General features: G+C 59.8%; 24 protein-coding genes and 5 tRNA genes. 17 read left to right on the top strand and 12 right to left on the bottom strand.

Translation table 11 applies throughout. The features are described from left to right. Positions 1-18 precede the first annotated feature (18 nt). The 4 genes from WG78_RS17720 to flhB all read right to left on the bottom strand — a co-directional run bounded on the left by WG78_RS17720 (position 19) and on the right by flhB (position 6,072). Positions 19-909 (bottom strand): MinD/ParA family ATP-binding protein, encoded by an 891-nt coding sequence (locus WG78_RS17720; protein WP_053939168.1) that lies wholly within the window; start codon positions 907-909, stop codon positions 19-21. After that, positions 902-2,605: a flagellar biosynthesis GTPase FlhF gene (gene flhF / locus WG78_RS17715; RefSeq protein WP_053939167.1), complete on the bottom strand. Its 1,704-nt coding sequence runs from the start codon at positions 2,603-2,605 to the stop codon at positions 902-904. The genes WG78_RS17720 and flhF overlap by 8 nt, the downstream gene beginning before the upstream one ends. Before the next feature lie 149 nt (positions 2,606-2,754). Beyond that, positions 2,755-4,887, bottom strand: a complete 2,133-nt coding sequence (gene flhA, locus WG78_RS17710) for a flagellar biosynthesis protein FlhA (protein ID WP_053939166.1) — start codon at positions 4,885-4,887, stop codon at positions 2,755-2,757. A 45-nt stretch (positions 4,888-4,932) separates the two neighbouring features. Next, positions 4,933-6,072 carry a flagellar biosynthesis protein FlhB gene (gene flhB / locus WG78_RS17705; protein ID WP_053939165.1) on the bottom strand — a complete coding sequence of 380 codons (1,140 nt, stop codon included), beginning with the start codon at positions 6,070-6,072 and terminating at the stop codon, positions 4,933-4,935. Between the two features lie 150 nt (positions 6,073-6,222). On the opposite strand from flhB, the gene WG78_RS17700 reads away from it, so the two are divergent. The 10 genes from WG78_RS17700 to WG78_RS17655 all read left to right on the top strand — a co-directional run bounded on the left by WG78_RS17700 (position 6,223) and on the right by WG78_RS17655 (position 13,688). Then, positions 6,223-7,395: a flagellar hook-length control protein FliK gene (locus WG78_RS17700; protein ID WP_053939164.1), complete on the top strand. Its 1,173-nt coding sequence runs from the start codon at positions 6,223-6,225 to the stop codon at positions 7,393-7,395. Positions 7,396-7,868: 473 nt separating this feature from the next. Then, complete coding sequence (locus WG78_RS17695; protein WP_053939163.1) at positions 7,869-8,399, top strand: flagellar basal body-associated FliL family protein; 531 nt, start codon at positions 7,869-7,871, stop codon at positions 8,397-8,399. Positions 8,400-8,619: 220 nt separating this feature from the next. Further along, a complete protein-coding gene (gene fliM, locus WG78_RS17690) occupies positions 8,620-9,636 on the top strand; it encodes a flagellar motor switch protein FliM (RefSeq protein WP_053939162.1) in 1,017 nt (338 codons plus the stop codon). Further along, positions 9,629-10,075 (top strand): flagellar motor switch protein FliN, encoded by a 447-nt coding sequence (gene fliN / locus WG78_RS17685; protein WP_053939208.1) that lies wholly within the window; start codon positions 9,629-9,631, stop codon positions 10,073-10,075. Before fliM ends, fliN begins: the two co-directional genes overlap by 8 nt. A 5-nt stretch (positions 10,076-10,080) precedes the next feature. Further along, a complete protein-coding gene (gene fliO, locus WG78_RS17680; protein ID WP_083459315.1) occupies positions 10,081-10,548 on the top strand; it encodes a flagellar biosynthetic protein FliO in 468 nt (155 codons plus the stop codon). Positions 10,549-10,616: 68 nt separating this feature from the next. Further along, positions 10,617-11,348 (top strand): flagellar type III secretion system pore protein FliP, encoded by a 732-nt coding sequence (gene fliP / locus WG78_RS17675; RefSeq protein ID WP_053939206.1) that lies wholly within the window; start codon positions 10,617-10,619, stop codon positions 11,346-11,348. Between the two features lie 13 nt (positions 11,349-11,361). After that, positions 11,362-11,631 carry a flagellar biosynthesis protein FliQ gene (fliQ, locus tag WG78_RS17670; RefSeq protein WP_053939161.1) on the top strand — a complete coding sequence of 90 codons (270 nt, stop codon included), beginning with the start codon at positions 11,362-11,364 and terminating at the stop codon, positions 11,629-11,631. 3 nt (positions 11,632-11,634) lie between these two features. Then, on the top strand, positions 11,635-12,429 hold the full coding sequence (fliR, locus tag WG78_RS17665) for a flagellar biosynthetic protein FliR (protein WP_053939160.1): 795 nt from the start codon (positions 11,635-11,637) through the stop codon (positions 12,427-12,429). Between the two features lie 143 nt (positions 12,430-12,572). Further along, complete coding sequence (folE2, locus tag WG78_RS17660) at positions 12,573-13,379, top strand: GTP cyclohydrolase FolE2 (RefSeq protein ID WP_053939205.1); 807 nt, start codon at positions 12,573-12,575, stop codon at positions 13,377-13,379. A 117-nt stretch (positions 13,380-13,496) separates the two neighbouring features. Further along, a complete protein-coding gene (locus WG78_RS17655; RefSeq protein ID WP_053939159.1) occupies positions 13,497-13,688 on the top strand; it encodes a hypothetical protein in 192 nt (63 codons plus the stop codon). A 91-nt stretch (positions 13,689-13,779) separates the two neighbouring features. Here the strand turns inward: WG78_RS17655 and pgeF are convergent, their stop codons facing one another. Next, on the bottom strand, positions 13,780-14,544 hold the full coding sequence (gene pgeF / locus WG78_RS17650; RefSeq protein ID WP_053939158.1) for a peptidoglycan editing factor PgeF: 765 nt from the start codon (positions 14,542-14,544) through the stop codon (positions 13,780-13,782). 4 nt (positions 14,545-14,548) lie between these two features. Further along, positions 14,549-15,604 carry a 23S rRNA pseudouridine(1911/1915/1917) synthase RluD gene (gene rluD, locus WG78_RS17645; RefSeq protein ID WP_053939157.1) on the bottom strand — a complete coding sequence of 352 codons (1,056 nt, stop codon included), beginning with the start codon at positions 15,602-15,604 and terminating at the stop codon, positions 14,549-14,551. Between rluD and WG78_RS17640 the strand changes: the two genes are divergently transcribed. From WG78_RS17640 to WG78_RS17615, 6 genes are all read left to right on the top strand, one after another. Beyond that, positions 15,603-16,403: an outer membrane protein assembly factor BamD gene (locus WG78_RS17640; RefSeq protein WP_083459314.1), complete on the top strand. Its 801-nt coding sequence runs from the start codon at positions 15,603-15,605 to the stop codon at positions 16,401-16,403. The genes rluD and WG78_RS17640 overlap by 2 nt on opposite strands. Before the next feature lie 88 nt (positions 16,404-16,491). After that, positions 16,492-16,567: transfer RNA gene (locus WG78_RS17635), tRNA-Ala, on the top strand. A gap of 139 nt (positions 16,568-16,706) precedes the next feature. After that, positions 16,707-16,782 (top strand) — tRNA-Ala (locus WG78_RS17630). A gap of 58 nt (positions 16,783-16,840) precedes the next feature. Further along, positions 16,841-16,916, top strand: a tRNA-Glu gene (locus tag WG78_RS17625). Between the two features lie 48 nt (positions 16,917-16,964). After that, a tRNA-Arg gene (locus tag WG78_RS17620) sits at positions 16,965-17,041 on the top strand. Positions 17,042-17,079: 38 nt separating this feature from the next. Next, positions 17,080-17,155: transfer RNA gene (locus tag WG78_RS17615), tRNA-Glu, on the top strand. Positions 17,156-17,267: 112 nt separating this feature from the next. Here WG78_RS17615 and egtD read toward each other — a convergent pair. The 3 genes from egtD to WG78_RS17600 all read right to left on the bottom strand — a co-directional run bounded on the left by egtD (position 17,268) and on the right by WG78_RS17600 (position 20,207). Beyond that, the gene (gene egtD / locus WG78_RS17610; protein WP_053939156.1) at positions 17,268-18,278 is read right to left on the bottom strand and encodes an L-histidine N(alpha)-methyltransferase; all 1,011 of its coding nucleotides are present in this window, start codon (positions 18,276-18,278) and stop codon (positions 17,268-17,270) included. Between the two features lie 21 nt (positions 18,279-18,299). After that, the gene (egtB, locus tag WG78_RS17605; RefSeq protein ID WP_053939203.1) at positions 18,300-19,550 is read right to left on the bottom strand and encodes an ergothioneine biosynthesis protein EgtB; all 1,251 of its coding nucleotides are present in this window, start codon (positions 19,548-19,550) and stop codon (positions 18,300-18,302) included. Positions 19,551-19,781: 231 nt separating this feature from the next. Beyond that, complete coding sequence (locus WG78_RS17600; protein ID WP_053939155.1) at positions 19,782-20,207, bottom strand: winged helix-turn-helix transcriptional regulator; 426 nt, start codon at positions 20,205-20,207, stop codon at positions 19,782-19,784. 109 nt (positions 20,208-20,316) lie between these two features. Here WG78_RS17600 and WG78_RS17595 point away from each other — a divergent pair, with 109 nt between their 5' ends. Further along, the gene (locus WG78_RS17595) at positions 20,317-21,192 is read left to right on the top strand and encodes an SDR family oxidoreductase (RefSeq protein WP_053939154.1); all 876 of its coding nucleotides are present in this window, start codon (positions 20,317-20,319) and stop codon (positions 21,190-21,192) included. 26 nt (positions 21,193-21,218) lie between these two features. Here the strand turns inward: WG78_RS17595 and WG78_RS17590 are convergent, their stop codons facing one another. The 3 genes from WG78_RS17590 to WG78_RS17580 are packed head-to-tail and all read right to left on the bottom strand — an operon-like array spanning position 21,219 to position 23,891. Continuing rightward, complete coding sequence (locus tag WG78_RS17590) at positions 21,219-22,172, bottom strand: LysR substrate-binding domain-containing protein (protein WP_053939153.1); 954 nt, start codon at positions 22,170-22,172, stop codon at positions 21,219-21,221. 27 nt (positions 22,173-22,199) lie between these two features. Beyond that, positions 22,200-23,432: a cytosine permease gene (locus WG78_RS17585; RefSeq protein ID WP_152969279.1), complete on the bottom strand. Its 1,233-nt coding sequence runs from the start codon at positions 23,430-23,432 to the stop codon at positions 22,200-22,202. A 42-nt stretch (positions 23,433-23,474) separates the two neighbouring features. Beyond that, a complete protein-coding gene (locus WG78_RS17580) occupies positions 23,475-23,891 on the bottom strand; it encodes an allophanate hydrolase-related protein (protein WP_053939151.1) in 417 nt (138 codons plus the stop codon). Positions 23,892-23,929: the final 38 nt, after the last annotated feature.

Genomic DNA, 23,929 nt, shown 5'->3' with positions numbered 1-23,929 from the left:
GTTGGCCGGTGGGTTGGACTAGCGTTGAAGTCGGTCGGTCAGAATGCGGCTGCTTTCAACCAGCCGGTAAACAAAATGGCCTGGCGTTTCCGTGTGATGGCCCGAGCGTTTCCAGCGCAGCATCGCATCGGCCAGTTGGCGAAAGGCATGGCTGGATTCGGCGTCCGGAAATGCTTCGATTACGCTGCGGCCCAGGCGGGTAGCGCGTTTCAGCAATTCGTCTTCGGGCACATAACCCACCAGGCGCAAGCGGATGCCATCGCCCAGATACTGGCGCGCCACACTGCTGATGCGTTCAAAAATCATCTCGGCATCGGACAAGCGCTCTACGCGATTAACCAGAATGCGGAATTCGCGCCGTGCGTATTCGGTATAGAGGATTTTGAGCGTGGCATAGGCATCGGTAATCGATTCGGCGTTTTGCGACACAATCACCAGCACATCATCGGCCGCCAGCGACAGGCTGGGCACGCCGGACAAGGTGGTGGGGCGCGTGTCGAGCAGCAGAAAATCGGTTTCGGCCGTCAGCATTTCAAATTCAGTCGCCAGCCAGGCCAGTTCGCGTTCGTTCAGGCCCGCCAGCATTTGCGGGCGCGCGCTAATGGGCAGAATGCCAAAGCCTGCGGCACTAAGCACCACCGCATCGGCCAGGGAGACTTCACGCCGTAAGACCGATTCGAAATCGTAGCCACCGGCCACGCGTAGCCGATGCATGCTGTTGCTCATGCCCTCAAACTCATCCAGCAACAGCACTTCGCGTTCGCGTTCGGCCAGCGCCGCGGCTAGATTGATGGCCAGCGTGGTAGCGCCACTGCCGCCGCGACCACCATTCAGACTGATGCTGCGACAAGGCCGGGGCCCGATCAGGGCGCGCAAGCCTGCCGCCTGATCGCGCCAGCCCTTAGCCACGACGCGGGCCTGGCGGGATATCCAGCGGCGCTTCGGTTACGCCGGGCTGGGCGCCCATATAGAGGGGATATTCGTCCTGACGCAACTGGTAGGCCGGGTTGTCGCCTTGCGAGCGGAATGCGCGGTCGATCAGATAATCGACATTGGCGCGATGCAGATCTTCCGGCACGCGCTGACCATTGGTGACGAACTGCAAGGCCAGTCGATGGCGGATAGCCACATCCAGACAACCGCCCAGGCTCATCGCCTCATCCAGTTTGGTGAGGATGCAACCTGCCAGCAGCGGATTTTTGTAACGGCGCGCCACGTCGTCCAGCGTGGCGGGCGCCGCATTGGCGGCCAGCAGCAGCACGGTGGCGACGCGGTCGTGTGAGAACATTGCCAGTTGTTCGCTGATGCGCTGGTCACGCTGGCCCATACCCACGGTATCGATCAGCACCAGATGACGGTCATGCAGGTCGGACAGCGTCAACGCCAGGTCGGTATCGTCTTTGACGTCGTGTACCGGCACGCCAATGATGCGGCCGTAAATGCGTAACTGATCTTGCGCGCCGATCCGGTAGCTATCGGTGGTCAGCAGCGCCACCGATTCGGGGCCGTGCTGCAAGGCGCAACGCGCGGCCAGCTTGGCCACGGTGGTGGTTTTGCCCACGCCGGTGGGGCCGATAAAGGCGTAGATGCCGCCGCGTGCAATCAGATCGTCTTCGTTGCCGATGGTGGGCAGATTGTGTGACAACGCGGCCTTGATCCAGCGCATGCCGGCGTCGAGCGTCAGATCGGGCATCTTGTCGACCAGTTGGCGCGACAAGGCGGGGCAGAAACCGGTGGCCAGCAACTGGCGCAGGGCTTCAAGTTTTTCCGGCGCATGGCGCGACAGTTCGCCCCAGGCCATGCCGGCAATCTGGCTTTCCAGCAAACCACGCAACATGCGGATTTCGCGCGCGATGTCTTCCATCGCTTCTTTATCTGCGCCATTGGGCGCATGGGCCTGGTTTTCTTCTTCGTAGCGGAAATTGCTGGCAGGCCGACCGCTGTCACGACGCGGCGCAGGCCGTGGCGCCACCGGTTCGGGTCGCGCGGCCAGCGGATTCAGGCCGGCTGCCGGGTTGGGCGTCGGGCGTGGCGCGGGTGCGGCTGGCGTTTGCCAATTGGCCGAGGCCAACGGCTCAGCCGGCATATGCACGCCATTGTGGCCATGCGCCGTTGCTGCGGGCATGGCGGCGGGAATAATCGGAGCAGGTGCGGCGATCGGCGCGGGCGCAGGTGCAGCAGCGCGATCCATATACGGTTCGCTGCGGGGTACCTCAGTCCGTGCGCCACGGTTGCTGCGCATGCCCACCGGAATCACATCGCTGGGCAGATCATCCAGCGACGGCTCGCTATCTTCATCGGGAATGGCGTAAGAGCGCGCCAGTGCCCGGTTGATGGGGGCCGGGGCGGCCGGGGTCGGTTCGTCTTGCGCCGAGCGCATCAGCCGCGCGCCATTCTGCGCCGCACGCGCGCTGGCGCGTGGCGAGGCGCTGACCGTTTGCACACTGGTCAGAGCGGCGACGTCTGCATCGGCAACGGCCATGATCTCTACGCCGCCGCCTGCTACCTGTCGGTTGGACAGGATCAGAGCGTCGGGGCCGAGTTCATCCCGAACTTGCCGCAAGGCATCGCGTGTGGTGGCGCCGTAGAATTTTTTTACGACCATCGCAGTCAGTCGCTGATCTTCATGTGATGCTTTAACAAGGGGCCATTATGCGGGCGCAGGGGGTTATCGCCAAGCGGCGTACGCGGGCGTTGTGCTTTCGCACTCGCCCATGCGGGTTTTGCCAGCGGATTGCGCGCCAGAGCCAACGTTTATGCCGCGCCCAGCACGCCGACGATACGGATGGACTTGGTGTCCGGAATCTCGTTGTGTGCAATCACGCGCAGATTGGGAATCGAGCGGCGCAAAAAGCGGCTCAGCATCGGGCGCAACTGGCCCGGCGTAATCAGCACCGGGTTAAAGCCTTGCGCTTCGAGTTCTTCGGTGACGGTAGAGGCCTGCTTGAGCAAACGCTCGGCCAGGCCCGGTTCCAGTCCGCCTTGCGATTTACCGCTGGCGGCGGCCACCAGAATGTTTTCGAGTTGCGGTTCCAGCGTGATGACGGGCAGTTCCTGTTCGCCCGGAAACAACTGATGAATGATGGCGCGACCGAGCGCAACCCGCACCGCGGCGGTCAGATCATCTACGTCTTGCGTGCGGCCGACATGCTCGCCCAGCGTTTCCAGGATCGTGCGCAGATCGCGGATGTGCATGCCTTCTTCCAGCAGGTTCTGCAGCACTTTCTGCACGATGCCCACCGGGATGATCTTGGGCACCAGGTCTTCGATCAGCTTGGGCGCTTCGCGGGCAAAGTGGTCGATCAGTGCCTGCACTTCTTCGCGGCCGAGCAACTCGGCGGCGTGGCTTTGCAGCACATTCGAGATATGCGTACCCACCACAGTGGAGGCGTCCACCACCGTATAACCCATGGATTGCGCCGGATCACGCAGGCTGGCGTCGATCCAGACCGCGGGCAGGCCGAAGGTGGGGTCTTTAGTGGGCGTGCCAGACAACTGGCCTGCGGCGTTGCCGGGGTTGATGGCCAGCCACTGGCCGACATAGGCCTCGCCTGCGCCCACATCCACCCCCTTGAGCTGAATACGGTACTGGTTGGGTTTGAGTTCGAGGTTGTCGCGGATATGCACCGCGGGCACCAGAAAACCCAGATCTTGCGCAATCTTTTTGCGGATGCCGCGGATTCGACGCAGCAGTTCGCCATCTTGATTACGGTCCACCAGCGGAATCAGGCGGTAGCCGACTTCCAGCCCGATCGGATCAACCGGCTGCACGTCGTTCCAGCTGACTTCTTGCAACGGCTGTTCGGCCGGAGCCGCTGCGCCGGGTTGGCCTGGCGGGGCGCCCGGCGCACCGGGTTGTTGTGGTACGCCGGGCTGACCCGGCGGCACCACCGCGCCACCGGGGCCCGCGACGGCCAGGCCTTGGCGTTCCAGCCGTTGCGCAGTGTTATAGGCCAGGCCGCCCGCCATGGCCGCCATGCTGAGAAACGCCACGTGCGGCATGCCGGGAATCACGCCCAGCAGCGCCATCACGCCCGCGGTGATGTACATCACCTGCGGTCGGCCATACAACTGGCCCAGCAATTGCGATGACAAATCTTCGTCGGTGCCAACCCGCGACACGACGATACCGGCCGCGACCGAGATGATCAGCGAAGGAATCTGCGCCACCAGGCCATCACCGATGGTCAGCAGCGTGTAGGTGCGGCCCGCGTCGGCAAAGGCCATATCGTGCTGCACCATGCCGACGATCAAGCCGCCGACAATGTTGATCACCATAACCAGAATACCGGCGACGGCATCGCCGCGAACAAACTTGGACGCACCATCCATGGAGCCGAAAAAGTCGGCCTCTTGCGCGATGATGGAGCGACGACGGCGCGCATCTTCTTCGCCGATCAGGCCGGCGTTCAAATCGGCGTCGATGGCCATCTGTTTGCCGGGCATGGCATCCAGCGTAAAGCGCGCGCTCACTTCGGCGATCCGGCCCGCACCTTTGGTCACCACCACGAAGTTGATGATGGTCAGGATGACAAAAGAGACGATCCCGACGGTGAGGTTGCCGCCAATCAGCACGTGGCCGAACGCATCAATGACCTGGCCGGCCGCGCCTTCGCCAGTGTGGCCTTGTGTCAGCACCAGCTTGGTGGACGCCACGTTCAGCGACAGCCGCAGCAGCGTGGTAAACAGCAATACGGTGGGGAAGGCCGAAAACTCCAGCGGCTCGCGCGTGTACAGGCCCACCATCAACACCACCACCGACATCGCGATGTTGAAGGTAAAGAACATATCAAGGGCAAACGGCGGCAGCGGCAAAATCATCATGCCCAGCACCATCAGCACCAGCGCAGGGCCGGCCAGTCGGGTGAGGTTGATGTTACGCCACATGGTAAGACCGGAATTTCATGGTTCGGGTGATCTCGTTTGATCGTGTCAGGCAGTGGTCGCTTCGGGGTCCAGCTCGGTGGGCACCGGCAAATCGTCGTTGAGCGTGGGTTCGGTACCGCCCTCGCGCTTCCAGTTTTTAAGCTGATAGATATAAGCCAGCACTTCGGCTGCGGCAGTATACAGGGCAGCCGGGATTTCCTCGTCCAGATCGGTATGGTGGTACAAGGCGCGGGCAAAGGGCGGCGTGCGGATGACGGTGACGTTGCTTTCGCGCGCCAGATCAATAATGCGTTCGGCCAGCAGATACGAGCCTTTCGCCACCACCTTGGGCGCGCGCATGCGCTCGTTGTATTGCAAGGCCACGGCATAGTGCGTCGGGTTGGTGACCACCACATCCGCCTTGGGGATTTGCTGCATCATGCGCCGTCGCGCGGCCTGACGTTGCATCTGGCGGATACGCGCCTTGATTTGCGGGTCGCCGTCGGATTCTTTGGATTCCTGCTTGGCCTCTTCTTTGGTCATGCGCAGTTTTTTGTAGTAGTCCCATAGCTGGTAGGGCACGTCGATGGCGGCGATCAGGCCCATCGAGCCAATTACCAGCAGCAAGGTGTAGCGCACCATTTCCAGCACATAGGCCATGCTGACTTCGGTGGGCATCACAATCAGCTGCAAAAACTGATCTTTCTCGCGCCACAGTACCGTCACCGCCACGCCGCCGATCAGGCCTGTCTTGAGGATGGCTTTGCCCGCCTCGACCAACGCACGGACCGAGAACATGCGGCCGATGCCGCTGGCCGGATTAAGGCGACCAAAGTTGGGGGCAAACGCGGTACCGGTAAACAAAAAACCGCCAATCGCCATCGGGCTGATCAGCGCGACCGCCACGCAGGCACCGGCAATCGGCAGAAACGCAAACAGCGCCTGCTGACCAGCGGCCATAAAATGAATGAACATTTGTTGCGGATCAGACACCGTGGCGTGGTTAAACGTCAGTTCGCGCCGGCAGATCTGTTCGATGGCGATGGCCAGCTTGGGGCCGAGCGCCACCATCGCCAGCATGCCGGTGATCATGATGGCAAACGAGCCGAGCTCTTGCGAACGCGGTACCTGACCTTTCTGTCGCGCCTCTTCCAGGCGCTTGCCAGAGGCGGGTTCTGTTTTTTCTGCATCTGAATCTTCAGCCATGGCGCCTCCTTCCCGCGTAATGCTCCGCAGTCTATCACGCGGTTTTCAGCGCTCAGAATAGTCCTGGGCGATGGGCGCGACGGGCATGGCGCAGCCGCTGGCATTGCTTTTGCTTCTACCAGTGCAAAACCATGTTTCAGGAAGATTCCGATGGCCGCCGCCAATGCGATCAACACGTTTGCCGCTACCCCCAGCCCCAGTAGCTCGTCCTCGTCCAGCAAGTCGGGCAGCAGTGACCAAAGCTTTAGCGCTTCGCTGGCCGACGCCAAACAGATCGTGCATATGCAACATGCGCAACAGCAAAGCAACGCGCAGGACAGTAACAAGCAAAACGCCTCCAGCGATGATGGCAAGGCGGCCGCCACCAGCAGCGGCCCGATCAACGACGCCAGCAAGGATGCGGGCGGCGCGGCGGATACAGCGCAAACGGTAGCGCCATGGCTGGCACTGTTGCAGGCGCAACTGGCGCAACAAGCGGCCCCGCAGGATCCGACCGCCGATACCTCGGCCAGCGCGCAGCAAATCACCGATGTTCTGGACGCCAGCAAGACCGGCAGCAGTAGCGCCACCAGCGCCAAAACATTGAGCGCCTTGCTGGCTTCGCAAAAGGATGACACGGCCAAGGCCGACCCCAAAGAAAAGGCCTCCGATCTGTTAAAAGCGTTGCAAGCCGATAGCGGCAAGCAGGCGGCAAAGGCGGATGATCTTGCCGCCGACGGCAAGGATTTGCCGCTGACGCTGGGCGTGACCGACAAAGACGGGGATGCCGCGCAGGGCGAGGATCAGGCCAACGCCAGCGCTTTGTCGGCGCTGACCGGTGGCACATCGGCTCGCGCCCACGCCGCCACCGCAGCGCAAGCCACGCCGACCACGCGCACTGTGGCCGAGCCGGTAGGTTCGGATAAATGGGGTGCGGCTGTGGCGCAGCAGGTGTCCATCATGGTGGGCAAGCAGGAACAGCATATGGAAATGCAACTGAACCCGCCGAATCTGGGCCCGATGGAAGTGAAATTATCGATGGCGCAAGATCAGGCCAGCGTGATCTTCACTTCGCAGCACGCCAATGTGCGCGAAGCACTGGCCGCCGCGACGCCCAGGCTGACAGCTTTGCTGGCCGATCAGGGCATCACGCTGACCAATGTGCAGGTGGCTTCGGATTCGCTGAACCAGCAAGCGCAGCAACAAGCGCAGCAACAACAGCAATCCGGCAGCCAGCGCCGTAATAGCGGTGTGTTTGGCAATAGCGACGACACGACCACGGTGACGCGGCTGACCGACGTCAAAATCCCGGTCGCGCGCTCGGGGCTGAACCTGTTTGTTTAAACAGGCATAGGGTGGGTCGAGACCCACCATTCAAAGTGCCTGGCTAATAGCGTTGCAATGGGGTATCGCCTGGCAGGTGGGGTTCAGAACATAAGACCCGTCGCCTGCAACGGTATTCCGACGCCGCGGCACGGGTCAGTAGCTTTGACGGGTGGGTCTTGACCCGCCCTATATCTGGCGGCTGTGGTTAATTGCTGACAAAACCGCACGCATATTCTCAAATAACTATCCTTATCCTTTGTTTTGCTTGAGTTTGTGATATATAAACCAAGCGAATGCATGCCGATTTTGCGCCGCCCATCGTCACCTGACCCCTTGCTCAGGTATGATGGCGCCCCGACGCCCAGGAGCACGCCTGGCTTGGCTTTACAGCGGGTGGGCAAGATAATCTGGCGCAAAGGTCGTAATGACCCATTCGCCCCGGTTAGCCCCGGGGCGTTTGTATGTCACCGTCATTCTCGTGCGAGGGATTTATGTCAGATGCAGCGCCCGCCAAGGGCAAAAGCAAGGTCATGTTGTTTGTGATCATTGGTGTGGTTTTACTGATCGTGCTGATTGGCGGTGGTGTAGCTGCATTCTTGATGATGCATAACAGCGATAGCGCCGATGGTGCGGATGGCGCGGGTACTGAGACGCAAGTGAAAGAGGCCAAGGCCAAGAAAGAGAAATCGAAGAAGAAAGACGATGCACCGCCGATCTTCGAAAAGCTGTCGCAATTTACGGTTAACCTGAATTCCGGCGATACCGACGTCATGCTGCAGACCGACATTACGGTGCAGGTGGCGGACGCCGAAACGCAAGAAAAGCTGAAAAGTTATTTGCCGCAAATCCAGGGCGATGTAAACAAGCTGTTACGCAGCAAAACGCCCGAAGATGTGCGCGCGCCGGATGGCACCGACAAGCTGGGCCGCGAAATTCGTGGTGTCATCAACAAGATTCTGGGCATTACCAGTGACGACGAAGGCGTACTGTCGGTTAACTTTACGACCTTTATCGTGCAGTAAAGCTTTGCAACAACCGGCGTGGGCCATGGCCAGCGCTTTGCTTTAAGCGCCAGCGCAAACAAGAATTGCGCGGCGACAAAAATTAATACAATGAATTACACGGCCTGGAGCCCGGCGCATTTTCCGGGTATCCTGGCCGTCAGATTCAAACTTTTTCCGTTGCCGCCATGGCGCGGAAAAATCCAGCCCACAAGCATCAGAGAACATGTAATTCCAGGCGATGGCAGACGATATTCTTTCCCAGGAAGAAGTCGATGCGCTGCTACGCGGCGTAACCGGCGAGGAAGAAAGCGTTGAGGAAAACCTCGACGCGGGCGCCGTACGTGCGTACGACATTGGTCGCCAGGAACGCATTGTGCGCGGGCGCATGCCCACGCTGGAAATCATCAATGAACGCTTTGCGCGTAATTTGCGCGTGGCGTTATTCAACTTTATGCGCCGCAACGCCGAGATCTCGGTGGGGCCGGTACGCGTACAAAAATATTCCGAATTCATCCGCAATCTGGTGGTGCCCACCAACCTGAACCTGATCCACATGAAGCCGTTGCGCGGCACGGGGCTGTTTATTTTTGACCCCGATTTTGTGTTTCTGGTGGTGGATAACCTGTTTGGCTCGGATGGCCGCTACCACGTGCGCGTGGAAGGGCGTGACTTTACCCCGACCGAACAGCGCATTATCCAGCGCTTGCTGGAAGTGGTGTTCGAGGAATACCAGAAAGCCTGGAAGCCCGTGTTCGAATGCGAGTTTGCCTATGTGCGCTCCGAGATGAACACGCAGTTTGCCAATATCGCCACGCCCACCGAGGTGGTGGTGGCGTATACCTTCAAGATCGAACTGGGCGCAGGCGGCGGTGATTTCCACGTGTGCCTGCCGTACTCGATGATCGAGCCGATCCGCGATTTGCTGTACAGCTCGATGCAGGCCGACCGCATCGAAGCCGATAACCGCTGGCTTAATCTGATGCAGAAGCAGGTGCAGAACGCGGAGGTGGATCTGGTGGCAACGCTCGGCAATACCGATGTGACACTGGGCGAAATCCTTAACCTGAAAGCCGGTGACGTGATCTCGCTGGAGATTCCGCAAGCGATCATGGCCGAGGTGGATGGCGTGCCGGTGCTGGAATGCAACTATGGTATTCTCAACGGCCAATACGCCCTCAAGGTCAACAAGATATTAAACGGGCCTGAATCCGCCGCCGCGGCGGAAGATGCAAACCGTGGAGACGCCAATGGCTGACGAGCCGCAAGAAGAAGGCCTGGACGACTGGGCCGCCGCCCTGGCTGAGCAAGCCGAGGCTGATGCCCGCGCCGCCGCGCAAGAACAAGCGGCCGCCGCTGCCGCGCCTGCACCCAATGTGCAGGCTGCCGATATTTTCCAGCGTTTTGATACTGGCGCCGTGCCGCCGGGTGCGCCCAACAATATCGATATGATTCTCGATATTCCGGTGACGCTGACCGTGGAGCTGGGCCGTACCAAAATCGCCATCCGCAGCTTGCTGCAACTGGCGCAAGGTTCGGTGGTGGAGCTCGACGGCCTGGCGGGCGAACCGATGGATGTGCTGGTCAACGGTTGTCTGATCGCGCAAGGCGAAGTGGTGGTGGTCAACGACAAGTTCGGTATCCGCCTCACCGACATCATTACTCCGGCGGAACGCATCCGCCGCCTGCACAAGTAACCTGCATGCTCCGCCGACTGCAGCCAGCCACCGCGCTGGCTTTTGTGTTTATCACGGCCAGCCCGCTGGGCCACGCACTGGGTTCGGCTTCGGCCAGCGCCCGCGCCAGTGCTGCGGCCGCCGCGCCCGTGGTGTCTTCGTCCTCGTTCTTCCAGTTGTTGCAAGTGGTGCTGGCGCTGGCGTTTGTGCTGGCGCTGATCTTCGGCGCCGCCTGGCTGATGCGCCGCTTTTCGCTGGTGCCAGGCGGGGTTAATAACCGCTTGCGCGTGGTGTCTGGCGTGATGGTCGGCCCCAAAGAACGTGTGGTGATTGTCGAGATGGACGACACCTGGCTGGTGGTGGGCGTTACGCCGCAAAACGTAAGCCTGCTGCACACGCGGCCGCGCCCCGCAGACGCGCCGCTGGTACAGCCGGTGGCCGCGCCGTTTGCCGGCAAGCTGGCCGAGCTGATGAAAAAGAGACGTGCTCCATGAAGGCTTTTGTTGCCGTGCTGGCGCGTGCGTGCAAGCGCCATCTGCCGGGCCAGCGCGCATTGCTGGCGATGTTTGCCCTGGCGGGTCTAAGCCTGAGCGGCGCGCTGTGGGCGGCCGATGCCGGCATCCCGTTTATGACCGCCACGCCAGGTGGGGCAGGCGGCACCGCGTATAGCTTGCCACTGCAAACGCTGTTGTTTTTGACGGCGCTGACGTTTTTGCCTGCGGTATTGCTGATGATGACGGCGTTTACGCGCATCGTGATCGTGCTGTCTTTGCTGCGCCAGGCATTGGGCACCGTGCAAAGCCCGCCTAATCAGGTGATTGTGGGTCTATCGTTGTTTCTGACGTTTTTTGTGATGTCGCCGGTGCTGGACAAGATCTACACCCAGGCCTATCTGCCGTATAACGAGCAAAAAATCACCTTTAATGAAGGCCTCGACCGCGCCGCCGTGCCGCTGAAGGACTTTATGCTCAAGCAGACGCGCCAGCGCGATCTGGCGTTCTTTATCGAGGTGTCAGGCGCTAAACAGCCCAATGGCCCCGAAGACGTCAGCCTGCGTGTGCTGGTGCCCGCGTATGTCACCAGCGAGCTTAAAACCGCGTTCCAGATCGGCTTTATGGTGTTTATCCCGTTCTTGATCATCGACCTGGTGGTGGCCAGCATCTTGATGGCGATGGGCATGATGATGGTGTCGCCCGTTACGCTGGCGTTGCCGTTCAAACTGATGTTGTTTGTGCTGGTGGACGGTTGGACGCTGTTGATGGGTTCGCTGGTGCAAAGCTTCTATACCGGTTAGCGAGGAGACGCAGATGACGCCAGAAACAGTCATTACGCTCGTGCAACGGGCGATGGAAGTACTGGTGCTGCTGGGCGGCCCGGTGCTGATCACCGTTTTGCTGGTGGGTTTGGTCGTGAGTATTTTTCAGGCCGCCACGCAGATCAACGAATCCACCTTGTCGTTTATCCCCAAACTGCTGGCCGCTTTTCTGGTGTTTATCCTGGCCGGTCCGTGGATGATCGGGCAGATTACCGACTACACCGTACGCCTGTTCCAGAGCATTCCGTCGATGATTGGCTAACGCATGCTGACCATTACCGATGCCCAGATCAACGCATGGATGGCACTGTTGCTGTGGCCGTTCATGCGCATCTTCGGGCTGTTTCTGGCTGATCCGTTTTTTAGCAGTGGTTCGATTTCGGTAACGGTGCGCGTGGGCTTTACGCTGCTGCTTACCGTGTTGATTGCGCCGGTGCTGCCCGCCATGCCCAATGTGCCGGTGTTGTCGGCCGTGGGCATCATGATCGCGGTTAACCAGATGATCATCGGCTTGATGATCGGCATGGCTATGCGGCTGGTGTTTTCCGCCGTCGAAATGGCGGGCCATGTGGCGGGCTTGCAGATGGGCTTGGGCTTCGCTTCGTTTTTTGATCCGCAGCACAACACCAGCGTGCCGGTACTGGCGCAGTTTTTAAGCTTGATGACCACGCTGCTGTTTCTGGCCATGAACGGCCATCTGATCGTACTGCGCACACTGATCGAAAGCTTTACCCAGATGCCACCCACCGCCGAACCACTTAGCGCCAGACCACTGATGCTGCTGGTTAACCAGGGTGCGATTATCTTCACCGTGGGTTTGCAATTGTCGATGCCGGTGGTGGGTTCGTTGCTGGTGACCAACCTGGCCGTGGGCGTGATGACGCGCGCGTCGCCGCAGCTGAATATCTTTGCGATCGGCTTTCCCATCATGTTGATGATCGGCATGGGTTCGCTGTATCTGACGCTGCCCGCCATGCCGCATCAGGTGCAATTGCTGATCGATGGCTACACCCGCTTTGTTAACGCCATGATGCTGGGCCTGCCGCCCGGCGCGCGTTAGCGTCCTTTTAAATTCCGCTTACGTCTATATAACGTGGCTATCGATTTTTATTAAGCGATAGCCCGAAAAAACCTGAGAAGTTTACTCGGGTATTCGACCGCGTTATAATGCCGCCTTTGCGTAAGACCGATCTGGAGCAGGCCATGAATGCGCCGCACAACAACGTCCAGCCATTAACGGACGTGCAGAGTTCTGAAGACACCCGCAACATCGCCATCAACAAGGTGGGGATCAAGTCGATTCGCCATCCGGTGCGTGTAGCCGACCGCGCCGATGGCATCCAGCACACCATCGCCACGTTCGATATGTATGTGTTTCTGCCGCAGCACTTCAAAGGCACGCACATGTCGCGCTTTGTGCAGATTCTGAACAGCCACGAAAAAGAAATTTCGGTGGAATCGTTCGAGACCATCCTGCGCGAAATGTGCACCGCGCTGGAGGCCGAAGCCGGCTATATCGAAATGCGTTTCCCGTATTTCATCAACAAGACTGCGCCGGTGTCGGGCGTGCAAAGTTTGCTGGATTACGATGTCACGCTGATTGGCGAAATCCGTAACGGCGAATACGAAATGAAGCTGAAAGTGCTGGTGCCGGTGACCAGCCTGTGCCCATGCTCCAAGCAGATTTCGCAATATGGCGCGCACAACCAGCGCTCGCACGTCACCGTCACCGCCACGCTGGGCGACCATCTGTGGATTGAAGAGCTGGTGGAACTGGTCGAAGCGCAAGCGTCATGCGAACTGTGGGGCTTGCTGAAGCGCCCGGACGAGAAGTACGTGACCGAACGCGCTTATGACAACCCGAAATTCGTGGAAGACATGGTGCGTGATGTGGCGGCGCAACTGAACACCGAGCAGCGCGTGGTGGCCTATGTGGTGGAATCGGAGAACTTTGAATCGATTCATAACCACTCGGCTTATGCGCTGATCGAAGCCGACAAGCGCGGCTGAACGTAGACGTCGCAATGCGGCCCTCCGCGCCGCATTGACCCCAGCGTGAACCGCAGCCTGCCTGCCGTTCACGCTTTGTTTTTGCGCTGGCCGCAGGTGCCAGACCGGATATTTGCGATGTACATCGTTCTGATCGGTTATCTGTACGTGATCTTCATGATCGCGGTGACCATGGGCAGCGTGCTCAAGGGCGTGATCTTCTTTTTCTTTCTGGGATTCTTGCCGGCGTGGCTGATTTTCTGGCTGAAACGCCGGGGCCAATTAAAGCGCCAGGAAATGGCGGCGGAAAAGCAAAAGGGCCCGCAATAGGGTGGGTCAAGACCCACCACTCAAAGCCGCAACCCGTATTGCTTAGCTGGCAAACGGCATTGGGTGGTGGGTCTGGACCCACCCTGTGTGCTTAGTCCAGCCAGATCAGTGCGGCCATGCGGCCGGTCTGTTTGTCGCGGCGATACGAGAAGAAGCGCGCGGCGTCGCTGACGGTGCACAGATCGCCGCCATAGACGGCCGTGACGCCCACGGCAGCCAGGCGAAGCCGCGCCAGTTGGTAGATATCCGCCAACCATTTGCCGGGTTGCGCGCCGGGGACAAACGCGGTGGTCGCCTGGGCGTTACGTTCAACAAACGCCGCGCGCACTTCGTCTCCCACTTCAAATTGCTGCGGGCCAATCGCGGCGCCCAGCCAGACCAGTATCTGATCCGGTGCAACGCCCATGCTGGCCAAGGTGGCCTCCAGCACACCGTCGCACAAGCCTCGCCACCCGGCATGTGCTGCGGCCACCACCGTTCCGGCGCGATCGCAAAACAAGGCGGGCAAGCAATCAGCAGTCATGATCACCGAGACCTCGCCCGGCACGCGGCTGATGCTGGCATCGGCAGCACAACCGCCCGTTTCTGCGACCACCGTACCGTGCACCTGCGTCAGCCACTTGGGCTCGGCGGGCAGCCAGCTGCGCACCAGCGCGCGGTTATGCGCGACTGCGGCGGGGTCATCGCCGACATGATCGCCGAGGTTGAGGCTGGCAAATGGTGCAACGCTGATGCCACCCGCGCGCGTGGTCATCAAGGCGCGCACGTGGGCGGGGGCGGGCCAGTCCGGCGTAATGAGGTCGGCCTTGGCCGGCGCGGAGGCGGGCAGGGGGCCGGCGAGGGTATTGATATCCATGCCGTCACTCGCGGACATAAATCACCTCGACGTCATCATCGTCGTCACCCCAGCCTTCTTCATCGTCATCCCAGACTTCATCGATGCCGGCTTGTGCGCGCATTGCTGCCAGCAACGATTCAAAATCAACCGGAATCGGCGAGCGCCACATCATGGTTTTACCGGTCACCGGATGCGTCAGGCTTAGCTTGCGCGCGTGCAACGCCTGGCGATCAAAGTCTTCCAGCGCCAACAGCAGTTCGGGCTCCAGCCGTTTGGGGCGGCCGCTATAGACTGGGTCGGCCGCCAGCGGATGGCCGATGTGCGCCATATGCACCCGGATCTGATGGGTGCGGCCGGTTTCCAGGCGGCATTCCACCAGCGTGTGTTGCGAAAATTTTTCCAGCACGCAGTAGTGCGTAACCGCGTGTTTGCCGGTACCCACCACGGCCATCTTGATGCGCTCGCGCGGGTGGCGGCCGATCGGCGCGTCGACGGTGCCATCGCGCTCGACCATGCCCTGAGCAATCGCCAGATAATGCCGCGCCACGGTATGGCTTTGTAACTGCCGTACCAGATGGTTTTGCGCGGCCAGCGTGCGCGCGACTACCATCAGGCCGCTCGTATCTTTGTCCAGCCGGTGTACGATGCCGGCGCGCGGTATTTGTTTGAGCTCGGGATAGGCAAACAGCAGGCCGTTGAGCAGCGTGCCGCTCCAGTTGCCGCTGCCCGGGTGCACCACCAGACCGGCTGGTTTGTCGATGACCAGGATGGCGTCATCCTGGTAAATCACATCCAGCGGCAGGTCTTCGGCGGTAAAAGCCACCTCGTGCGGATCGGGTTGTATGGTTACACTCATGCTCTCGCCGCCCCACAGCTTGGTCTTGGGGCTGGCGGCGGCGCCATCCACCGTCACCAGGCCGTCTTTGACCCAGGTGGCGAGGCGGTTGCGGGAGTAATCGGGCAGCAATTTAGCCAAAGCGGCGTCCAGACGCATGCCGGCACAATCGGCCGGCACGATCAAGACACGGGGCTCAGCGAAATCGCTATAATCGTCGGGTTCTAATTCGGGATTCATCATGAACAAGATTTTACCGCGAATCCTCGCGTTTACTGTGGCCGGTATTTTACTGGCTGGTTGTGCGTCCAACCCCGAGGGTGAGGACGAAACCAAAGGCTGGTCCGCGGAAAAGATTTATTCCGAAGCCAAGGCTGATCAGAACGACCATAACTGGGATGCCTCGACCAAGTTGTTCGAGAAGCTGGAAGCCCGCTATCCGTACGGCCGCTATGCGCAACAGGCCGTGCTGGAAACCGCGTTCAACCAGTACAAGAACAGTGATCCCGCATTGGCGCTGGCCTCGATCGACCGGTTTATCAAAACCTTCCCGGCGCATCCTTCAATGGATTACGCACTGTATCTGAAGGGCCTGGTCAACTTTAACGATAGCCAGGGCTTTTTGTCGGTGCTGGCCAAGCAGGATATGTCGGAGCGCGATCCCAAGTCCGCGCTGGACTCCTACGATGCCTTCAAAGAGCTGGTTACACGCTTTCCGGATAGCAAGTACGCCGAAGATGCCCGCACGCGTATGGGTTATCTGATTGGCGCGCTGGCTAACCACGAGCTGCATGTGGCCAAGTATTACTACAAGCGCGGCGCTTATCTGGCCGCGGCCAACCGTGGTAAATCGCTGCTCGAAACCTATAGCAATACCAAGCAGGTTGAGCCGGCGCTGGGCATTATGGTGCGCTCGTATGACAAGCTGCAGCTCGTGCAATTGCGTGACGACGCCAAACGCGTGCTGTTGCAGAACTACCCCAACACCAAGGTGCTGGAAGACAGTTACTGGAACACCGAGCGTTGGTGGTCGCTGTGGTAAGCCACGGCGGATCACACAAATAAAGTGGATCGCGTTAAAAAGGGGTTTACAGCCGTGCGTAAATCCCGTTTAATGCGCTCCTCTTTGGGGGGCTATAGCTCAGCTGGGAGAGCGCTTGCATGGCATGCAAGAGGTCAGCGGTTCGATCCCGCTTAGCTCCACCAAACAGACGTTTTTAAAGTTTTTTTGCAAAACATCGCAAACAGGGGTTTACAGGCTTTAAGTTCTCTCCTAGAATGCGTGTCTCTTTCGGTGGCGAGCCACCAGAAAGCAGAAAAACGGCAATACCCAGACCAGAATATCGGGGCTATAGCTCAGCTGGGAGAGCGCTTGCATGGCATGCAAGAGGTCAGCGGTTCGATCCCGCTTAGCTCCACCAGAACAGATGCGGCTACTCAAGCTTGCAACACACCTTGGGTAGCCGTTTCAGTTTACAGGTCCCCATCGTCTAGAGGCCTAGGACACCGCCCTTTCACGGCGATAACCGGGGTTCGAATCCCCGTGGGGACGCCACTCTTCCAGTGGCATCAAGAGCAGTAAATGTGTAGTGAAGTTAGCAGTGCGCCCGTAGCTCAGTTGGATAGAGTATCTGGCTACGAACCAGAGGGTCGGGCGTTCGAATCGCTCCGGGCGCACCACTTCTTCTTTATGCATATCCCAGCAGTACCGTTGCCAGGTCCCCATCGTCTAGAGGCCTAGGACACCGCCCTTTCACGGCGATAACCGGGGTTCGAATCCCCGTGGGGACGCCATCAAACAGTGATTAAACCTGCTTGATGCGCCCACCCGGCAACCGATCCTTTCTGCAGTACCTCACGCAGTATCCCCCAAAAAAATCCTGAGTACCGCAATAGCCTCGTTCTTTCAGGCCGCTGGCGCATGCAGCCAATGCACGCTGAACAGATTTTCCGCGTCCGTCCACGTCGGCCCGGCGCGGAAACCCGCCTGCACCGCCAGATTGCGAAAGCCATCGATGGTGTATTTATGCGAATTTTCGGTATGGATGGTTTCGCCTTCGCGGAAGCTGAAGCGCTGGCCCATCACCGACACGGTCTGATCTCGTTTGCTGATCAGATGCATTTCGATGCGCTGCAAGATCGGGTTGTAGTAGGCGTAGTGATTAAAGCCCGCCGGGTTAAACGAGGCGTCCAGTTCCAGATTGGCCCGCCGCAACATATTCAGGTTAAACGCCGCCGTCACGCCTTGCGCATCGTTATACGCCGCATGGAGCCGTGCCGGGTCTTTGACCAGATCCACCCCGATCAATAAACCACCGCCGCGCAGCATTTCGGCGGCGGAATGCAGAAAGCTCAGCGCTTCGTCCGGTTCCATATTGCCGATGGTGGAGCCCGGGAAGAACCCGACGCGCCGGCCGCGCGGTGACTCGGTGGCGGGTAATGACATCGGCTGCATATAGTCGGCCACCACCGGCTTTACGTTCAAACGCGGGTACAAAGTGCGCAAACGCTGAGCCGCGTTTTCCAGATGCTCGCCCGAGATATCAATCGGCAGGTAACACGTCGGCGCATTGATCGTCTCAAACGCATCCAGCAACAAGCGCACTTTGGTCAGCGAGCCCGCGCCAAACTCGATCAGCTCGGCATCCGGCCCGATTTGCGCGGCCATTTGCGGTGCGAAATCGGCCAGGATTTTAAGCTCCGTGCGCGTCGGGTAGTACTCCGGCAGTTCACAGATCTGATCAAACAGCGCCGAACCGGCCGCATCATAAAAATATTTGGCGGGCACCGTGCGGGGCGTGCGTTTCAGGCCGCTTAGCAAATCCTGGGCGAAAGCGGCCCGGGCGGATTGGCTATCCAGCTCGGTGGAATCAAAGAGCGGTGCAGCGTCAGCTTGGGCAGGAATATAAGAGCGCATGTCTGTTTTTCCGGAGTCGGTTCAAAGATCACGTGCAAGGCGCACGCCAGAGAATTGCCACCGTGCGGCGGGCGGAAAGAAATTGCGATAAGTCGGCCGCGTGTGGCCCGCCGGCGTGGCGACACTGCCGCCGCGCAACACCACCTGGCTGACCATAAACTTGCCGTTGTATTCGGCGGCGATGCCTTCCAGCGGCTCAAAGCGCGGGTACGGGTCGTAGGAAGAGCGGGTCCATTGCCAGACCTGATCGTCCCACTGGGTGATGCCGGCAGCGTTGCACGCGGCTTCCCATTCAAATTCGGTCGGCAAGCGCGCGTCGGCCCATGCGGCATACGCAGCCGCTTCATAAAAACTAAGCTGCGCGACCGGCGCGTCGGCTTGCAGCGCCTGCACGCCATCCAGACCAAATACCCACCAGCGATCGGCAGGCAGATCGTCACGTTGCTGAAATGGGCGCCGTGGGTCATCGGGCGCCAACCAATAGGCCGGATGGCGCCAGTCTTGCGCGCGCACCGTGGCCCAGCCGTCCGACAACCACAGGTCGGCGCGTTGGTAGCCGCCATCGGCGATAAAGGCGGCGAATTCGCCACAGGTGACCAGGCGGTTGGCAATGGCATACGGCTGCAGCAGAACCTGATGACGCGGCGTTTCGTTATCAAAACAGAATTGGCCGCTGTCAGCTGGCATGCCGATATCGACCACACCACCCGGCTGCGCCAGCCAGCGCAAAGGCGCCGAAGTGACCGGCTGGCGTTTGACCAGATAGGCGGGCAGCAGCGGGTTGCAAGAAAACGCATGCAGGATGTCGGTGAGCAACAGCTCTTGATGTTGCTGCTCGTGGTTCAGGCCAAGCTCGATAATCGGTGTGATTTGCGCCAGCAGCGCGTCATCGGCGTGTTGCAGCAATTGCTCGACCGCAGCGTCAACGTGCTGTCTGAATGCCATGACTTCATCCAGACCGGGCCGTGTAATCAAGCCGCGCAAGGGGCGCGGATGCCGCGGGCCCAGCGCTTCGTAATACGAATTGAACAGATAGTGCAGACGCTCATCGCGCAACACATAGCCGGGCGCGTGGCGTTGTAGCAGCACCGTTTCAAAGAACCAGGTGGTATGTGCCAGATGCCATTTGGTCGGACTGGCATCGGGCATGGACTGGATGCACTGGTCTTCCGCCGAAAGCGGCGCGGCCAGAGCCAGCGTATGCGCGCGCACCTGGCGGTAGCGTTCGTGCAACGCCTGAGCGGCGGCGTCGCTGGATGGGGCAAAACTCATGGCATCTCCTTGCTGGGTCTCGCCGACGCCGCGCCGCGACAGACGCGACGGGTGGGTCATGATGCCCCGCGTGCGTGGCTGCGCCTATTCGTAGACGGCGCATGCGCGTGTCAGACGATGCCCTATGGTCGCGGGCGGGCGCGCTGGCGTGACCCTGTTTATGGTTTCGTTTGTTATAGAAACAAATGATGACCACGCCATGACAACAGGAAGAGTGGCGGGGTGGCGCGCTTAAGCGTTGACAGGCAGCGCGGAGGCAGGGTTGGCGCTGTCGTATTCAGCGCGCGCGCTGAGAATCTGGTCGTAGCTGCGATTGGCCCAGTCAATCAGATGGCCTAGCGGCTCCAGGACCGACACACCCAACGGCGACAGTTGATATTGCACAGCGGGCGGTTTGGTCGGAAACACCTGGCGGGTGATCAGGCCATCGCGCTCCAGCTGGCGCAGCGTTTGCGTCAGCATGCGCTTGGAAATATCGGGCGCGGCGCGTTGCAGTTCGCTAAAACGATGCGGCCGATCAGCCAGCGCCACCAGCACCAACGATGTCCATTTATCGCCAATGCGATCGAGAATATTGCGCACCGGGCATTGGGTTGCATCGAAAGTGTCGCTCTGCATGGCGCCAAACAGGCTGTCTACGGTGCTGCGGGAATTCATGGTGGGTTCCTTTTGGGTAACCTTGAGCGGAAAAACTGCCTCCTTGTGGCCTTGGAAGGCGGTCTCTATTATAGACCTGTCCTCTTTTTAAAACCTACAAGGAAGCAACATGTCTGCAACTCAACAACGCATTCTGGTCACTGGCGCCAGCGGTCAACTGGGCCGTCTGACCATCGCCGAATTGCTCAAGCGCGTGCCCGCCAGCCAGATCATCGCACTGGTGCGCAAGCCGGAAGCCGCTGAGGACTTCAAGGCGCAAGGTGTGGAAACCCGCATCGGCGATTACACCGACAGCGCCAGTCTGGAAAAAGCATTCGCCGGTGTGGACCGCGTACTGCTGATTTCCTCCAACGAGCTGGGCCAACGCGCCACGCAACATAAAAACGTGGTTAATGCAGCCAAGGCAGCCGGCGTAAAACTGGTGGCCTATACCAGCGTGCTGCATGCCGATACCTCGCTGCTGGGCCTGGCCGAAGAACATCGTCAGACCGAAGCTGCGCTCAAGGCGTCGGGCGTGCCCTATGTATTCTTGCGTAATGGCTGGTATCTGGAAAATCAGGTTGGCGGGGCGGCCAATGCGGTGGCACACGGCGCGGTACTGGGCGTGGCGGGCGAGGGCAAGATTTCTGCTGCAGCGCGCGCCGACTATGCGGCGGCTGCGGCCGTGGTGCTGACGTCCAGCGATGACCAGGCGGGCAAGGTATACGAACTGGCGGGAGACTCTAGCTATACCGGCCCGCAACTGGCGGCCGAAATTGCGCGCCAGTCCGGCAAGCCGGTCAACTATGTGCATCTGGATGAAGCAGGCTACAAAAAAGCGCTGATCGATGTGGGCTTGCCGGAGGTGGTGGCCGATTTGCTGGCCGATAGCGATAACGGGGCTAGCAAAAACACCCTGTTTAATGAAGACAAGCAGTTGAGCAAACTGATTGGCCGACCGACTGCCACGCTGAGCGATGCAGTGGCTGCTGCACTCGGCCAATAAACCCAGTGAGTTGATCGCTGCAGGCGTTAAACCGTGCTGCCCTGTACCGGCAGCACGGCTGCGCTTTCGGGGGCGTTCTGGCCGCAGAGCAGCGGCCGGATTTCCGGCTGCAACAGCCAATCCACCGCCCAACGTCGCGCCCGGCCCATGCCTTCAGTGCGATGCGCCAGGAACAGATGCGTGGCGTGTTTGTGTTCCTGCAATTCTTTTTTGATCAGCAAACCTTGCGCAATCAGCGGCGCGGCCAGATGCCGCGGCACGTAGCCGATGCCTGCGTTGTACTGGATCAGCGCCATCGCGGTCGCAAAGTCGGGCACGTATACCGGTTTTTGCCCGTTCAGCAGCCAGGCTTGTTGCGGATGAAAATTGATGGCGGTGTCGCGAATGCAGATGGCGGCAAACTGACGTAGATCGTTGGTGGGCAGCGGTTCGGGCTGCTGGCACAACGGATGGTCGGCGCCGACGACAAAATCCCAGTCCAGTTCACCCAGACTATGGCTGATCACGCCTTCCGAACTGGGCACCACATGCGGGCCGCCGATCACCAGATCGACGCGACGGCTGTACAGCGCCTCCCAGCACCCGTTGTAGACCTCGCGGGCCATGCTGATCTGGGTGGAAGGAAACAGCGTTTCGAACTGGCAGATCATGTTGATCAGCACCGCCTGCGGCACGATGTTGTTGGCGGCAATTTTAAGTTCGCGCTCAATGCCTTCATGCACCAGCGCGGTATTGCGCTTGAGGGCTTCCAGATCGTCCAGCACGCTTTTGCTATGCCCGACAAAATACTCGCCCGCTGGAGTGAGCTCGATATACGAGCCCTTGCGTACGAACAAATCAACGCCCAGTTGTTCTTCGAGCTTTTTGACGGTGTAACTGATGGCCGACGGCACTTTGTGGATCTGTACCGCCGCCGCGGTGATGCTTTGATAACGGGCGACCAGGCGCACGATGCGTATCGTTTCACTCGATATGAACATGCTGCGACTCCTGATCGCCTGTGTTGATTACGCGGTTTGCAGTTTGCGGCGCGGGGCCAGGCGGCTGAGCACGGCGTAGCACACGCTGGCCACCAGAATTGAGTCAACCGACGGAATCGTGGTCAACACAAAATAGCCCTTCACTGTCATGAAACCCGTTAGCGAGGCAATAAGCCAGGCCAGGAACGTCAACAGCTTGATGGGCGGTTCGGCCTGCAGGCTGTCCTGGTCATAACCGTTGCGGCGATACAGGAAGAAATCGGCCACATAAATACCTGCAACCGGCGGTGTAGCGATGCCAAGGAACAGCAGGAAGGGAATGAACCACGCCATGATGTCCATGCTGCCGACAATAAAGGACAGTACGCCCAGCGCGACGGTGATCTGCCACTTGGGGAAACGCGTCAGCAGTGTCGACACCACCAGCGTGCCCTGGAACATATTGCCGGCGTTACCGGTTACCGTTGCAAAGATCAGCAGCAGCGCGGTGGGCAGCACCAGGCCCATCAATGCCATCGCACCCAGCAACGAACTCTGCCCCGTCAGCGCGCTCGGGGTAGCCCCGGCCCAGTACAGCAGCGGATAGGCAATCAAAAACGAACTGATGGCAGCGATCAACGCATGTTTGCGATCGTGCACAAAGCAACCAAAGTCGGGCAGCGTGGCCACCAGTACGATGATGGTGCCGACCACCGAGGACACCGCCACGCCGGGCGACATCGTGGCATTGACGACTACCGGCGGCAGTTGGGCGTGGGTGGCGCGATACACGATGTAGCACAGCATCAACGCAATCACTGGCACGGCAAACTGGGCCACCTTCCCGAGGATGGCAAAGCCAAACGCGGTAGACGCCACAAAAATGATGCAACCGATTGCCACCAGCAGCGGGGTGGGAATCTCCAGCCCGTGTTGCGCCAGCAAGTCGTGCACTGAATGCCCAAACATATTGGCGGTAACCGCAATCCAGCCAAACAGGCTGATGGCCAACAGCACATTGATGGCGATGGCGCCCTTTTCGCCAAATGCAAATTTGACGATGCCGTAGGTAGGCAGACGCGCTTTTTCGCCCACGCAAATGGTGATGGCCGAAATAATGGCCAGGATCAGGCCGCCCAGGCCCACCACGCGCAACAAGTCGCCATTGGCCAACTGGCTGCCAATGCTGGAAGAAGAAAGCAGAACCGGGGTAACGGCAATGCCAAGCAAGATCATCGCAATGCGATAACCAGGTGCAGTATCAGAACGGGATGAACGCATGATCATCTCCTGGAAAGTAATAAACAGTGATTGAACAGACCGTCAGATGCGGAAAGTCGCCTCGGTGCTGGCGCGACTGAGCTGGTCGACATAAGCGCGCCAGCCGCCAAAGCGGGTGATCTCGGTCTGGCCTTCCACGCGCCACGGTTCCGCCAGCACGCCCAGCACTTGCTGGCCGTCGCGCAGCTGCAATTTGCCGATGCACAGGCCAGCGGGTTCGGACAGTAACAGCGACGCGAATGACGCCATCGGCAGTTCCCAGATTTCCAGCGCGACGCTGGTGCCGCCTTCGCCCACGCGCATCATGCCGGGGTGGTCATCGTTGACACTCCAGATGCGGTAATAGGCGTCGGTCTGGTCTTCGCGCACAAAGCGCCCGCCCGCGGCCAACATGTTTGGATTGAGTTTGAGCCCGCGCATTAACGTGCCGTTGACGGCGAGCAGAGTGGTTTCAGACATTGTTGCGGCTTCCATTCAGTAAAAAATCGGTAAGTGCA

Source organism: Amantichitinum ursilacus (genome assembly GCF_001294205.1).
GTDB classification, from domain to species: Bacteria; Pseudomonadota; Gammaproteobacteria; order Burkholderiales; family Chitinibacteraceae; genus Amantichitinum; species Amantichitinum ursilacus.
Note: the sequence above shows the minus strand (reverse complement) of the source record. Positions and strands in the feature narration are given on the sequence as shown.